This is a genomic window from Roseateles koreensis (genome assembly GCF_028595305.1).
Classification (GTDB): domain Bacteria; phylum Pseudomonadota; class Gammaproteobacteria; order Burkholderiales; family Burkholderiaceae_C; genus Paucibacter_A; species Paucibacter_A koreensis.
In genome coordinates, this window is record NZ_JAQQXS010000012.1 from 40157 (window position 1) to 54066 (window position 13910).

13 protein-coding genes are annotated in these 13910 nt (G+C 61.4%); 8 read left to right on the forward strand and 5 right to left on the reverse strand.

What is annotated here, in order from left to right; genetic code table 11:
• Nucleotides 1–92 precede the first annotated feature (92 nt).
• Complete coding sequence (locus tag PRZ01_RS13825; protein WP_273597386.1) at nt 93–866, forward strand: ZIP family metal transporter; 774 nt, start codon at nt 93–95, stop codon at nt 864–866.
• A gap of 19 nt (nt 867–885) precedes the next feature.
• On the opposite strand, the gene PRZ01_RS13830 is transcribed toward PRZ01_RS13825, so the two are convergent.
• From PRZ01_RS13830 to PRZ01_RS13840, 3 genes are all read right to left on the reverse strand, one after another.
• Complete coding sequence (locus tag PRZ01_RS13830; RefSeq protein ID WP_273597387.1) at nt 886–1320, reverse strand: universal stress protein; 435 nt, start codon at nt 1318–1320, stop codon at nt 886–888.
• A gap of 149 nt (nt 1321–1469) precedes the next feature.
• On the reverse strand, nt 1470–2321 hold the full coding sequence (locus PRZ01_RS13835; protein WP_273597388.1) for a sulfurtransferase: 852 nt from the start codon (nt 2319–2321) through the stop codon (nt 1470–1472).
• A gap of 62 nt (nt 2322–2383) precedes the next feature.
• The gene (locus PRZ01_RS13840; RefSeq protein ID WP_273597389.1) at nt 2384–3490 is read right to left on the reverse strand and encodes an aromatic ring-hydroxylating oxygenase subunit alpha; all 1107 of its coding nucleotides are present in this window, start codon (nt 3488–3490) and stop codon (nt 2384–2386) included.
• A gap of 519 nt (nt 3491–4009) precedes the next feature.
• On the opposite strand from PRZ01_RS13840, the gene PRZ01_RS13845 reads away from it, so the two are divergent.
• The 4 genes from PRZ01_RS13845 (at nt 4010) to folE2 (ending at nt 8079) form a co-directional block, all read left to right on the forward strand.
• A complete protein-coding gene (locus tag PRZ01_RS13845; RefSeq protein ID WP_273597390.1) occupies nt 4010–4261 on the forward strand; it encodes an exodeoxyribonuclease VII small subunit in 252 nt (83 codons plus the stop codon).
• A complete protein-coding gene (locus tag PRZ01_RS13850) occupies nt 4246–5160 on the forward strand; it encodes a polyprenyl synthetase family protein (protein ID WP_273597391.1) in 915 nt (304 codons plus the stop codon). Before PRZ01_RS13845 ends, PRZ01_RS13850 begins: the two co-directional genes overlap by 16 nt.
• Before the next feature lie 36 nt (nt 5161–5196).
• Complete coding sequence (gene dxs / locus PRZ01_RS13855; protein ID WP_273597392.1) at nt 5197–7158, forward strand: 1-deoxy-D-xylulose-5-phosphate synthase; 1962 nt, start codon at nt 5197–5199, stop codon at nt 7156–7158.
• A 117-nt stretch (nt 7159–7275) separates the two neighbouring features.
• A complete protein-coding gene (gene folE2, locus PRZ01_RS13860; protein WP_273597393.1) occupies nt 7276–8079 on the forward strand; it encodes a GTP cyclohydrolase FolE2 in 804 nt (267 codons plus the stop codon).
• 36 nt (nt 8080–8115) lie between these two features.
• Here the strand turns inward: folE2 and PRZ01_RS13865 are convergent, their stop codons facing one another.
• Nucleotides 8116–9051: a LysR family transcriptional regulator gene (locus tag PRZ01_RS13865; RefSeq protein WP_273597394.1), complete on the reverse strand. Its 936-nt coding sequence runs from the start codon at nt 9049–9051 to the stop codon at nt 8116–8118.
• 105 nt (nt 9052–9156) lie between these two features.
• Here PRZ01_RS13865 and lysA point away from each other — a divergent pair, with 105 nt between their 5' ends.
• The 3 genes from lysA (at nt 9157) to ahpF (ending at nt 13008) form a co-directional block, all read left to right on the forward strand.
• Complete coding sequence (gene lysA, locus PRZ01_RS13870) at nt 9157–10440, forward strand: diaminopimelate decarboxylase (protein ID WP_273597395.1); 1284 nt, start codon at nt 9157–9159, stop codon at nt 10438–10440.
• A 152-nt stretch (nt 10441–10592) separates the two neighbouring features.
• On the forward strand, nt 10593–11156 hold the full coding sequence (ahpC, locus tag PRZ01_RS13875) for an alkyl hydroperoxide reductase subunit C (protein ID WP_273597396.1): 564 nt from the start codon (nt 10593–10595) through the stop codon (nt 11154–11156).
• 292 nt (nt 11157–11448) lie between these two features.
• Nucleotides 11449–13008 (forward strand): alkyl hydroperoxide reductase subunit F, encoded by a 1560-nt coding sequence (gene ahpF, locus PRZ01_RS13880; RefSeq protein WP_273597397.1) that lies wholly within the window; start codon nt 11449–11451, stop codon nt 13006–13008.
• Between the two features lie 17 nt (nt 13009–13025).
• Here the strand turns inward: ahpF and rarD are convergent, their stop codons facing one another.
• Entirely contained in the window at nt 13026–13907 is an 882-nt protein-coding gene (rarD, locus tag PRZ01_RS13885; protein WP_273597490.1) for an EamA family transporter RarD, read from the reverse strand.
• Nucleotides 13908–13910: the final 3 nt, after the last annotated feature.

The window sequence follows — 13910 nt, forward strand, 5'->3', positions numbered from 1 at the left end:
ACGCTGGGGCGGTGCCTTTGAGGGTGTTTGTTGCGCTTGCGGGTTTTGTGTACTTGGAAGTTTTTTGAGCGCGTGAATCACGCGTCACTGAAATGACTCTTTTTTATATCGTGCTGGCAACCTTTATCGGTGGCTTGCTGTCGGTGGTGATCGCGGCGAGCCTTACGGTAAGCTTGCTGAGCCGCATCGTCCAGAATTTGGTCAGCCTGTCGACGGGCGTGCTCTTGAGCACCGCCTTGCTGCACGTGCTGCCTGAGGCCTTTGAAAGCAAGGCGAGCCCGCATGCCTTGTTCGCGGTGTTACTCGGCGGCTTGATGTTTTTTTTCTTGTTGGAAAAGGTGGAGTTGTACCGGCACAACCACCACCATGAGGGGGACGGGCACCATCATCATCACCATTTCGATGCCGAGCAGGCGGGGCGGGGGGGCTTGAGTGTGTTGGTGGGTGACAGCATCCACAATTTCTGCGACGGCATCATCATTGCCGCAGCATTTCTGGCCGACCCGCACCTCGGCTTGGTCACGTCGCTGGCCATCATCGCGCATGAAATTCCGCAGGAGGTGGGCGACTACATCGTGCTGTTGAACGCCGGTTTTTCACGCGCCAAGGCTTTGTTCTTCAACGCGGTGTCGGGCTTGGCGGCGGTCTTGGGCGGCGTGGTTGGCTACTTTGTGGTCGGCCCTTGGGAGAGCCTGTTCCCTTACCTGTTGGTGGCGGCCAGCAGCAGCTTTGTCTATGTGGCCGTGGCTGACTTGATTCCGCAACTGCAGCGCCGTCTGCCCTGGCGGGACACGGCGCTGCAACTGGCCTGGCTGGCCGCAGGCATCGCCCTGGTGGTTGTGGTGGTCAGGGTGTCTGCACACTGACCTTGAGCCTCAACCCAAGTTAGCGCACCACCAACACCGGCGTGGTGCAGTGCGTCAGCACTTTTTGGGTTTCGCTGCCCAGCAGCAGGGCCTGCACGCCGCGGCGGCCGTGTGAGGCCATAACGACCAAGTCGCACTGCTTGTTGGCGGCGTGGTCGATGATGGCTTCCCAGGCGTGGAGGGCTTCGACAGTGTGGCCTTCGCAAGAGACTTCGGCCTTGGCGGCTTCGTCCATGGCTGCTTTCACGCGGGCACTGGCAATGCGTTCTTGCGCGTCGAAGAATTCTTGCGGCGGCGTGGGCTGCATTTCGGACACTGCGCTGTACGGAAAGGGCTCTTTGACGCTCAGCGCGTAAATCTTGGCGCCGTGAACCCGGGCCATGCCGATGGCGGTGTTGAGCGCCTTGGCGCTGATGTCGGAACCGTCTGTGGGAACGAGAATGCGCTTGAACATGATGGAACCTCCTGTGCGTGGATGCAAGGCGTTGATCGGCGGATACCGATCAACTCATCCGTTATATGGACGGCTTCAGTTTGGCCTCGCTGACAGGTCTTGATCTTGCGCTAAATCAAGGTCTTTGGGGAGTGGGGTGATCGTGCAGATCAGCCTTGCGCCAGGGGGCGCCCGGGTGTGGATGACCACTCGCTCCAGGAGCCGGGGTAGAGCTGCGCGCCAGGTAGGCCCGCGTGCATCATGGCCAGCAAGTTGTGGCAGGCAGTCACGCCGGAGCCGCATTGGTGCACGGTTTGCTCAGCGCTGAAGGGCCCCAGCAGGCTCAAAAATTCCTCGCGCAAGCGAGCGGCGGGCTTGAACGTGCCGTCAGCTTGCAGATTGTTTTTGAAGAGGCGGTTGCTGGCACCGGGGATGTGTCCGGCTTTTGCGTCAAGCGGTTCAACATCGCCGCGGAAGCGCTCGGGCGCGCGGGCGTCGATCAGGCGCACGCGGCCGAGTTGTGCCTGCAGGTGATCGGCGTCGATCTGTGCGACCAGCGAGGGGCCAGTTTGAAATACGCTGGGATTCGCCGCCGGCGAGACGGTGTCCGCGACTGCGCCGCCTGCTGCCACCCAGGCCTGGAGACCGCCGTCCAGTACGGCAACTTCGGCATGGCCCACCCAGCGCAGCAACCACCAGAGCCGTGCCGCATACATGCCACCTTGGGCGTCGTAGGCGACTACTTGCTGCCCGGCCCTGACGCCCAGATTTGACAGACAACGCGCCCAGGCCTCTGGTGCCGGCAGGGGATGGCGGCCGTTGCGGCCAGTCTTCGCACCGCTGAGGTCGCGGTCCAGATGCAGGTAGTGGGCGCCCGGCAAATGGGCTGCGCGGTAGGCCCGCTCACCCGCGTCGGTCTCGCCCAGGTCAAAGCTGACATCGATGAGGAGCGGTGCCTGGCCTTGGGCCAACAAGCCCTTCAGTTCGGCGGCGCTGATCAGGGCTTGGTGGCTGCTGGGCATGATGGGGCAGGCTTTCGGTCAGAGAGGGGGCGGGTTGGCCGATGGATTACCGGGTTAGCGGGTTAGCGCTGCATTTCACGCCGGTACCATTCATGAAAGTGCTGCATGCCGTCTTCCATCGGGCTTTGGTAGGGGCCGACTTCGTTGTCGCCGCGTTGCATGAGGGCTTTGCGACCCATGTCCATGCGCAGCGCGATTTCGTCGTCTTCGATGCAGGTTTCCATGTAGGCCGCCTGGTGGGCTTCCACAAAATCGCGCTCGAAGGCGGCGATTTCTTCCGGGTAGTAGAACTCGACGATGTTGGCGGTTTTTTGCGGCCCTTGCGGAAACAAGGTCGAAACCACCAGCACATGCGGGTACCACTCCACCATGATGTGCGGATAGTAGGTCAGCCAGATGGCGCCCGACTTGGGGGGCTCGCCCGAGCGGAACTTCAGCAGCTGATCGTGCCAGCGCTGATAGACGGGTGAGCCTGGCCTTTCCAGGTCTTTATGGATGCCGACGGTTTGCACCGAATGGTTGCGCCCGAACTCCCAGGCCAAATCGTCGCAAGTGACAAACTGACCCAGTCCGGGATGAAACGGCCCGACGTGGTAGTCCTCAAGATAGACCTCGATGAAGGTCTTCCAGTTGTAGTCGCACTCGTGCACATGGACTTTGTCGAGCACGTAGCCGCTGAAATCCAGCTCGCTGCGCGGGCCGAGGCTTTGCAGGTGCGCGGCCACATCGTGCCCGTTGTCTTCGAACAGCAGGCCGTTCCATTCGCGCAGTTTGTAGCGGTTCAGGTTCAGGCAGGGATCGTGGTCGAAGTGCGGGGCGCCGATGAGTTCGCCCTTCAGGTCGTAGGTCCAACGGTGCAGCGGACAGACGATATTGCTGCGCGTATTGCCGCGCCCCCGCAGCATCACGGCCTGGCGGTGGCGGCACACATTGGAGATCAATTCCAGACCTTGCGGCGTGCGCACCAGCGCCCGGCCTTCGCCTTCTTGGGGTAGTGCGTAATAGTCGCCCACCTCAGGCACCGCCAAAGCGTGGCCGAGGTAGCGCGGGCCAGGTCGGAAAATCAACTCCTGTTCTTTGCGGAACAGGGCCTCGTCGAAGTAGGAGCTAACAGGCAGCTGCGTGGTGCTGCGTTCAAGTGCCGCGCGGGAAATACTCAGGTCGGACATGATCCAAGTGGGTCTCCAGGAAACCAATAGCGATCCCCATCATGCCAGTTCGCCTGACACGGTTGGGGTAACGCCCCGGAACGTCGGGTATGTAACAAAAGCCCGGCAATAGTTACCAATTGCTGTGCCGGGAAGGCGGTTCGCGAGCGGAGGGACTAAACAGGCAAAACGCCGCTGCAAAGTACGAAGGACTATGCACGTGAATGGCCTGTTGAACCTTGTTTCAGTTCAACGGACCGGGGCAGCGTCACTTTTCAGGGCGAGCCATTGAAGAACATGCCGGTGAAGCCATGAAGAACCCGTCACCGAGAACCCCTCATCGCCGCTTGCCTTGTTTTGCCTCGTTTTACCTTAACCTGCCCAGGTTTGAGTGAACCGCGCACGTCGCGAGCCGGGGATTGTACCCGTTGACAGCCGCAAGTCGGCGGGCTTGTCAAGTTGGAGTCCTGGGCGGGCGTGGTGCTGGGATGACAATTGCTGCGGTGGCACTGACTACAATCGCCGTTTTCGCTTGTAGTCATGACCAAAAGCAGCCTTTCCACCAAAAACGCGTCCAAAGACGCAGCGGCGCCCAGCTATGAGCAGGCGCTGGCCGAGCTGGAACGCTTGGTCATGGACATGGAAGCGGGCCAGTTGCCGCTGGATCAGTTACTTGAGAGCTATCGTCGGGGCGCAGAACTGCTGGGACTTTGCCGCTCTCGCCTTCAGGCCGTTGAACAACAAGTCAAGGTGCTGGAGGGCGAGGGATTGAAACAATGGGGAGATTCCTGAGCGTGGATGCAGGTATTTTTGAACAATGGATGCAGCGTTCGCTGGCGTCTTGTGAGCAGGCTCTGGATCAATGGGTTCCGGCAAATGCGCCTGCCGGCCTGGGTGAGGCCATGCGCTATGCGGTGCTGGACGGTGGCAAGCGTTTGCGGCCCTTGCTGGTGTTGGCTGCTTGTGACGCGGTGCGTGGCGATACCGAGGCTGCCATGCGCGCGGCCTGCGCCGTTGAGTTGATTCACGCTTATTCACTGGTGCACGACGACATGCCCTGCATGGACGACGACGTTTTGCGCCGTGGCAAGCCCACCGCGCATGTCAAGTTCGGCGAGGCCCAGGCCATGTTGGCGGGGGACGCCATGCAGGCGCTGGCCTTTGAGGTACTGACTCCGGAGCCTGCTGATTCGACCATGGCGCCCGCGCTGCAGGCCCGTTTGTGCTCCCTGCTGGCGCGTTCGGCCGGGCATGCCGGCATGGCCGGCGGGCAGGCGATTGACCTGGCCAGCGTGGGCCAGCAACTCGATGAATGCACGCTGCGGGACATGCATCGCCGCAAGACCGGCGTGCTGCTGCAGGCCAGTGTGATGATGGGCGCGGCTTGCGGGCAGTCGTCCAACAAAGCCACGCAAGCCTTGTCGGAGTACGGCGCGGCCCTGGGTCTGGCGTTTCAGGTGGTGGACGACATTCTCGACGTCACGCAAGACTCTGCCGTGCTTGGCAAAACGGCCGGCAAAGATCAAGATGCCAACAAACCGACCTACGTCAGTGTGCTGGGCCTGGAGCCGGCTCGCGAGTTGGCTGCGCAACTGCGCACCCAGGCGCACCAAGCGCTTGCGGCGAGTGGTTTGACCCATACGGCTTGGCTAAGCCTGTTGGCTGACATGGTGGTTGAGCGTCAAAGCTGAATGCTCCCGCCGAAAAATGCATGCAATCGATACGCGATGACCTATTCCCTTCTGCAGACGATCAACAGCCCGGCTGACCTGCGTCGCTTGCCGCGCTCCGAGTTGGTCAGGCTCGCCAGTGAGTTGCGCGCCTTTGTGCTGGACTCGGTGTCTCGCTCCAAGGTGGGGGGGCATCTCGGCTCCAACCTTGGCGCGGTTGAATTGACCGTGGCTCTGCATTACGTGTTCAACACCCCTCAGGACCGGTTGGTGTGGGATGTGGGCCACCAAACTTATCCGCACAAGGTGCTGACAGGGCGCCGCGAGCAAATGAATCTGTTGCGCCAATTCGGCGGCATCAGCGGATTTCCGCGCCGCGATGAAAGCGAGTACGACACCTTTGGCACGGGGCATTCTTCCACGTCCATCTCAGCGGCCCACGGCATGGCCATGGCCGCCAAGCTCAAAGGTGAAGACCGCAAAGCGGTAGCCATCATCGGTGATGGTTCGATGACGGCCGGCATGGCTTTCGAGGCCTTGAACAATGCCGGCGTGTCGCATGGCGGCTTGCTGGGCGATGTGCTGGTGATCCTGAACGACAACGACATGTCGATCAGCCCACCCGTCGGCGCGCTTAACAAATATCTGGCCCGCCTGATGAGTGGCAGCATTTATAGCGCCGCCCGCGAAGGCGCCAAGAGCGTGTTGAAAAACACGCCGCTGTACGAGTTTGCCCGCCGCTTTGAAGAGCACACCAAGGGCATGGTCGTGCCGGGCACGATTTTCGAAGAATTCGGCTTTAACTATGTCGGCCCCATCGACGGGCACGACCTGGACTCTCTGATCCCGACGCTTGAAAACCTGCGCGACAAAAAGGGTCCGCAATTCCTGCACGTGGTCACCAAAAAGGGCCAGGGTTACAAACTGGCTGAGGCCGACCCGGTCAAATACCACGCAGCGTCCGGCGTGTTCGATCCCGCCATCGGCTTTGTTAAATCGACGACCCCTGCCAAAACTACCTTCACGCAGGTGTTTGGCGAGTGGCTGTGCGATATGGCGGAGCAGGACAAACGCCTGGTGGGCATCACCCCCGCCATGCGCGAGGGCTCGGGCATGGTGGAGTTCCACAAGCGCTTCCCAACCCGCTACCACGACGTGGGCATCGCTGAGCAACATGCGGTTACCTTTGCCGCCGGCTTGGCTTGCGAGGGGCTCAAGCCTGTCGTTGCGATCTACTCCACCTTTTTGCAGCGCGCCTACGACCAAATGGTGCACGACGTGGCCTTGCAGAATTTGCCAGTGGTGTTTGCGCTGGACCGTGCCGGGTTGGTGGGGGCTGACGGTGCCACCCACGCGGGTAATTACGACATTGCCTACACCCGCTGCATCCCCAAGATGGCGGTGCTGACACCGGCGGATGAAAACGAGTGCCGGCAGGCCTTGTTCACCGCCTTCCAGCACGACGGCCCGTCTACCGTGCGGTATCCGCGTGGGGCTGGTGCGGGGGTGCCGATTCAAAAGGAAATGGCCGCATTGGCCTGGGGCAAGGGCGAAATTCGCCGGAGTTCGAGCCGTGCGCAACGTGCCGGCGGGAGCAACAACAGCGGTGCCGCCGGCGTCCAGGGGCAGGCGCGCGTGGCCATTCTGGCTTTTGGCACGGTGTTGTATCCCGCCTTGGTCGCTGGTGAAAGCCTGGACGCGACTGTCGTCAATATGCGCTTCGTCAAGCCGCTGGACCACGAGTTGGTCGCCGAAATCGCACGCACGCACGACGCCTTGGTCACAGTGGAAGAGGGCTGTGTGATGGGCGGCGCGGGTTCTGCGGTGCTGGAGTCGCTGATGGCGGCCGGCTTGAACGTACCTGTGTTGCAGCTTGGCTTGCCGGATGAATTCATCGAGCACGGTGACGCCGGCAAGCTCATGGCCCTGTGCGGCCTGGACGCTGACGGCATCGAGCAAGCCATTCTCAAACGCTTCGGCGCTCGGCCTGCGCTGGTGAGGCCTGCCGCCAATCAGTAAACTTCTTCGAAGACCTTGTCTGTGCAGGTCTACTGATTTGCTGTCATCCTTGCGGTGTCATGGGCTCATCGCCCACCTTACTTTTTTGCGGCGGCTGCTGCACGCTGATAATTTCGCATGAACCAAGTCACGAGCACCTTGCATATTCCCGACACCCAGAGTGAGCGCGACGAGCGGCATCTGCTCATCCAACGTGTGGGCGTCAAGGATGTGCGTTATCCCTTGCAGATTCAGGTTGGCAAGCAAGCCCAGGGCACGGTCGGCCAATGGACGCTCGATGTAGCGCTGCCTGCCGAGAAAAAAGGCACCCACATGTCGCGCTTCGTGGCGTGGCTGGATGCCTTGAAGACACCGCTCGATGCGCAAAGCCTGCGCAAGCTGCACGGTGAAATGCTGACCCGGCTGGAGGCTGTGGATGGCCGCATTGAGGTGCGTTTCCCCTTCTTCATCCGCAAGCGTGCGCCGGTATCGGGCATTGAGAGCATGCTGGATTACCAAGGTGCCTTGATGTCAGAAACTCGCGACGGGCGCACCTCGGTGTGGGCTGAAGTAGCGGTGCCGGTCAAAAGCCTGTGCCCTTGCTCCAAGGAGATCTCAGACTACGGCGCGCACAACCAGCGCTCGCTGGTGACGATTCGCGCTGAAATGTCCGAGTCGCCTGACGCAGCCGTTAGCTGGCAGGAACTGGTGCGTTATGCCGAAGAAAGCGCCTCCAGCGAAATTTGGCCGCTGCTCAAGCGCAGCGACGAAAAGTGGATCACCGAGCATGCCTACGAGAACCCCAAGTTCGTCGAAGACTTGGTGCGCGATGTGGCACTGCGTCTGAATGCTGACGCGCGCATTGCGCGTTATGCGGTGGATGTCGAAAACTTCGAATCAATCCACAACCACAGCGCCTATGCGCGCATTGAGCACAACTGACCTCAATGGCGTTGAGCCCGAGTTGAGCTGAACTGTTCAGGGCTTGTTGGGCCCCAAGGCGCTTTGCAGTGAGGCCTCCAGCGCGCTGATCTGCGCCCGCAAGCACCCCAGCATGTCGGGTACCAAGGCTTGCGCCGGGCGAAATTGTGGCAGCAAAGCGTTGACCTGAAAAGGCACGGACACGCTCAGCCGCCGCAGTTGCAACCCATCTTTCAAGCTCATCAAAGCGGTAAGCGGGTTGACGATGGCCAGGCCCAAACCCTCGCCCACCATGGCACACACCGCGTTGGCACTGTGGGTTTCCAGGCGCAACTGGCGTTGCACGCCGTGCTCGGCGAAGAGCCGGTCCAGCTGCTGGCGATAGGAGTCATCGGCAGCCAGGCTGATGAAAGGCTGACCCTCAAAATCAGCGGGCTGCAAGCGGCGCCGTTTCAAAAGCGGGTGGCCGGTGGGCAGCACGCACACCTCGTCCCAGCTCAGCAGCGGCTGCAGCGTGGTGCCCGGCGCTGCATGGCTTTGCTCGGTCAGGCCAAGGTCAAAGCGCTGGCCGCTCATCCATTCTTCCAGCAAGGGTGACTCTTGCGGCACCAGCGACAGGCGGGCGTTTGCGTGCTGGGCGAAAAAGCTTTTGCAGGCCCCTGGCATCAACGCGTGGCAGAGGGTAGGCAGGCACAGCAGTGAGAGTTCTGCCTGGTCCGAACGCCCCAACTGCACGGCGCGTTGATGAATCCGGTCCAGCCCTTGGTAAGAGCGCTGAACTTCTTCGAACAAGGCGAGCCCGCGCGCCGTCGGCTTCAGCCGCCCATGGGCTCGCTCAAACAAGGCGTAAGCCAGCAAGTGCTCCAAGCGCGCCAACTCCCGGCTGATCGTCGGCTGCGAGGTGTGTAGCAAGCCGGCGGCCCCCGTGACGCTGCCGGCCGTCATCACCGCCCGAAAAACTTCAATATGTCGGTGGGTGACGTTCAGGCTCATAGTTATTCATATCAAAATTGAATGATGTGAGTAATTTTAAGCATTTGAATGAATGATTGGTCTGAGGCATTCTGTGGGCCTTGATCGCTTCAATCGATACGCAACATGACAACCCCGCTTTGTTCCGCCGCGCCAGTGACCTTCACCCCTGCTCGACTGACGGCTCTGGCCCAAGGTTTTGGCACGCCCTTGTGGGTTTATGACGCCGACACGATCCGTTCGCACATCGCCGCACTGCGTGCTTTTGACCGGATTCGTTTTGCCCAGAAGGCTTGCTCTAATGTCCATATCCTGCGTCTGATGCGGGAGCAGGGCGTGAAGGTGGACGCGGTGTCGCGCGGCGAAATCCTGCGTGCGCTGGCGGCCGGTTTTCAAGGTGGCTTTGATGCGGCGGAGATTGTGTTTACCGCTGACTTGCTTGACCGTGAAACCCTGGCCACCGTGGTGCAACACCAGGTGGCGGTGAACGCCGGCAGCATCGACATGTTGGACCAACTGGGCGAGGCCTCGCCGGGCCATGCTGTGTGGCTGCGCATCAACCCCGGCTTTGGCCACGGGCACAGCAACAAGACCAACACCGGAGGCGAGCACAGCAAGCATGGCATTTGGCATACCGACCTGGGCGCGGCCCTGGCGACGGTTCGCCGTCATGGTTTGAAGTTGGTCGGTCTGCACATGCACATCGGCTCGGGCGTGGACTACGGGCATTTGTCCGAAGTCTGCGGCGCCATGGTGGGCCTGGTGCGCCAAGCCCACGCGGCGGGGCACGATGTGCATGCGATTTCGGCGGGGGGCGGCTTGTCGATTCCCTACCGTGCGGGCGAGCCCGTGATTGACACGGCTCACTACTTCGGCCTGTGGGACGCTGCCCGGCAAGAAGCGGCTGCCGTGCTGGGTCATGCCCTGCAATTGGAGATCGAGCCGGGGCGCTATCTGGTGGCTGAATCCGGCGGGCTGTTGACGGAGGTGCGCGCTACCAAGCAAGCCGGTGCCAATCATTTCACCTTGGTGGATGCAGGCTTTAGCGAGTTGATGCGCCCCGCCATGTATGGCAGTTATCACGCCATGAGCCTGTTGCCGCTTGACGGCACCAACGGCGCCAACGGCAACCCGCGCCCGGTGCGGCCCACCGTGGTGGCCGGGCCGCTGTGTGAATCGGGCGATGTGTTCACGCAGGGCGAGGGCGGCGTGGTGCTGCAACGCGACTTGCCTGAAGCGCGGGTGGCTGACTTGCTGCTGATCCATGACACCGGCGCATATGGCGCGTCGATGTCCAGCAACTACAACAGCCGTCCGCTGGCCGCCGAGGTGCTGCTGGACGGTGCAACCGAGCGCCTGATCCGCCACCGTCAGACGGTGGAGGCCTTGTTGGCGCTGGAAGACCTGTGACTACCTGGGGTGCGTGAATGACAGGGGGATGTCACACGGCACGCGTTGGATAGCCTGCGCCAATGACCGCGATTTGATTAATCAAAACTAAGACCTAGGTGTTATCGATATGATTCCGTCATCCCTTAACCACCACGGAAGAAAGAAGCACCATGTCTTTGATTAACACCCAAGTTCAACCGTTCAAGGCCTCCGCTTTCCATAACGGCAAGTTCATCGACCTGACCGAAGCCAGCCTGAAGGGCAAGTGGTCGGTTCTGATTTTCATGCCCGCGGCTTTCACCTTCAACTGCCCGACCGAAGTGGAAGACGCGGCTGAGCATTACGCCGAGTTCCAGAAGGCTGGCGCCGAGGTTTACATTGTCACGACCGACACGCACTTCGCCCACAAGGTGTGGCACGAAACTTCGCCTGCCGTCGGCAAGGCCAAATTTCCCCTGATCGGTGACCCAACGCACCAACTGACCCGCGCTTTCGGCGTGCACATCGATGAAGAAGGCCTGGCGCTGCGCGGCACCTTCATCATCAACCCTGAAGGCGTGATCAAGACGGTGGAAGTGCACGACAACGCCATCGCCCGCGACGTCAAGGAAACCGTGCGCAAGCTGGCAGCCGCCCAGTACGTGGCCAGCCACCCCGGCCAAGTCTGCCCCGCCAAGTGGCAAGAAGGCGCCAAGACGCTGACACCTTCGCTGGATCTGGTTGGCAAGATCTGAGCTTGCGGGACTGAGCCCGCACCTACAACAGCCCCTGGAGGCTGTTGTAGGGCTGGCAGATCGCCCCAGCGCAGCGAGCCGCTCTGACCCCAACTGAATAGATAGAGATTGCCCGTTCAAATTGATTGAACCAGCCGTCGCCAGTCCCGCCGCCCGGCGGGAGCTTGCGCGTCCCCAGCGTCGACCTCAGTCACGCTGAAAGCATCCCACAGGCCGTCTGACGGAATCTCGGGGTGTTTTCAGAGTGGCTTGAACTGCCACGCCTGATCATCACCGCCTAGGAGAACCGAATATGTTGGACGACACCCTGAAGACCCAGCTCAAAAGCTATCTTGAGCGCGTCACGCAGCCGTTTGAAATCGTCGCCTCGCTGAACGACAGCGAGTCTGCCCGCGAGATGCAAACCCTGCTGCAAGACATCGCCGCGATGTCGGACATGATCACCCTGAAGACGGATGGGCAAGACGCCCGCAAGCCCTCATTCAGCCTGCAGCGCACCGGTACCGAGATGAGCCTGCGCTTTGCGGCCATTCCGCTGGGCCATGAATTCACGTCGCTGGTGCTGGCGCTGTTGTGGGTGGGGGGGCACCCGCCCAAGGTCGAGCCCGAAGTGATCGAGCAGATCCAGTCGCTGGACGGGGACTACAACTTCGAGGTCTATATGTCCTTGAGTTGCCACAACTGCCCGGACGTGGTGCAGGCCTTGAGCTTGATGGCGGTGAACAACCCGCGTGTCCGAACCGTCATCATCGACGGGGCCCTGTACCAGGACGAAGTCAACGCCCGCGAGATCATGGCGGTGCCAACGGTTTATCTCAACGGGGCCGAATTTGGCGCCGGCCGCATGAATGTGGAAGAGATCGTGGCCAAGCTGGACACCGGCGCGGCGGCGCGGGATGCCGTCAAGCTGAGTGCCAAGGCGCCGTATGAGGTGTTGATCGTCGGCGGTGGCCCCGCAGGGGCCGCGGCAGCGGTGTACGCGGCGCGCAAGGGGATTCGCACCGGCGTGGCTGCCGAGCGCTTTGGTGGGCAGGTTAACGACACCCTGGCCATCGAGAACTACATTTCGGTGCTTGAAACCGACGGCCCCAAGTTCGCTGCGGCGCTCGAAGCCCATGTCAAGGCTTACGACGTGGACATCATGAATCTGCAGCGCGCCGACCAACTCGTGCCCGCCACCCACGAAGGCGGTTTGATCGAAGTGAAGCTCGCCAACGGCGGGGTGCTCAAGAGCAAGACCGTGATCTTGTCCACCGGCGCGCGCTGGCGCAATGTCAATGTGCCCGGCGAGCAAGAGTACAAGAACAAGGGCGTGGCTTACTGCCCGCACTGTGACGGCCCGCTGTTCAAGGGCAAGCGCGTGGCGGTGATTGGTGGCGGCAATTCAGGTGTCGAGGCCGCCATCGATCTGGCCGGTATCGTGGCGCATGTCACCTTGCTCGAATTTGGTGATGCGTTGCGTGCAGACGCTGTGTTGGTCAACAAACTGCGCAGCCTGCCCAATGTGGAGATTCACACCAGTGCCCAAACAACTGAACTCACCGGTGCCGACGGCAAGCTGAATGGCCTGAACTATGTGGACCGGGTCAGCAACGAGGCACATCGCATCGAGTTGGAAGGTGTGTTCGTGCAGATCGGCCTGGTGCCCAATACCGAGTGGCTGAAGGGCGTGGTTGAGTTGTCCAAACATGGCGAAATCATCGTCGACGCGCGTGGTCAGACCTCTGTGCCCGGCGTGTTCGCCGCAGGTGACGTGACAACCGTGCCCTTCAAGCAGATCGTGATTGCCGCGGGCGATGGCGCCAAGGCTGCTCTGGGCGCTTTTGACCACCTGATGCGCATGCCGGCTTGAGCGTCAGGCCTGAGTCATCAAGCCTTGGGCCGCGTGCGTTGGTTGAACCACAGCCCTTCGGCGCTGTACACCGCCAACGCGGCCCAGATCAAGGCGAACCCGACCAAGCGTGTGGGCTGCAAGGGTTCGTGAAAAATCCAGACCCCCAGCAGAAATTGCAGGGACGGTGAAATGTACTGAAGCAGCCCCAGCGTGCTCATCGGAATGCGCCGTGCGCCCGCAGCAAACAACAGCAGCGGAATCGCCGTCAACGGCCCGGCAAACAGCAACCAGGCGGCGGTGGACGGCGGGCCCTGCACCAGCACGCCCTGCCCGCGCAGGGTGAGCAGCGCCATCGCCACCAGCGCGATGGGGGTCAGCAACATCGTCTCCAACGCCAACCCTTCTAAAGCACCGAGACTGGCCACTTTGCGCATCAGGCCGTAGAAGCCAAAGGTGAGCGCCAAGGCCAAGGCCACCCAGGGCATATGGCCGGTTTGAATGCCCAGCCACAACACGCCGGCGCCGGCCAGCCCCACCGCCACCCATTGCAAGCGGCGTGGCCGCTCATGCAGCACGATGAAGCCGAGCGTCACGTTGACCAGCGGGTTGATGAAATAGCCCAGGCTGGCGTCCAACACGTGACCGTTTTGCACCGCCCAGACGTAGATCAACCAGTTGCAGGACAGCAGCAAGGCCGACACGCCAAACCCAGCCAGCAGGCGGGGATTCTTGAGCACAAGGGGCAGCCAGGCCCAGCGCTGGAGCACCAGTAGAACGCCGAAAACAAACACCATCGACCACAGGGTGCGGTGCATGATCACCTCCAGTGCTGGCACCTGACCAATCTGGTGGAAATAGAGTGGAAACAAGCCCCAGGCGAAATACGCCAAGCCGGCGCTGATGACGCCTTTGTTCATGTC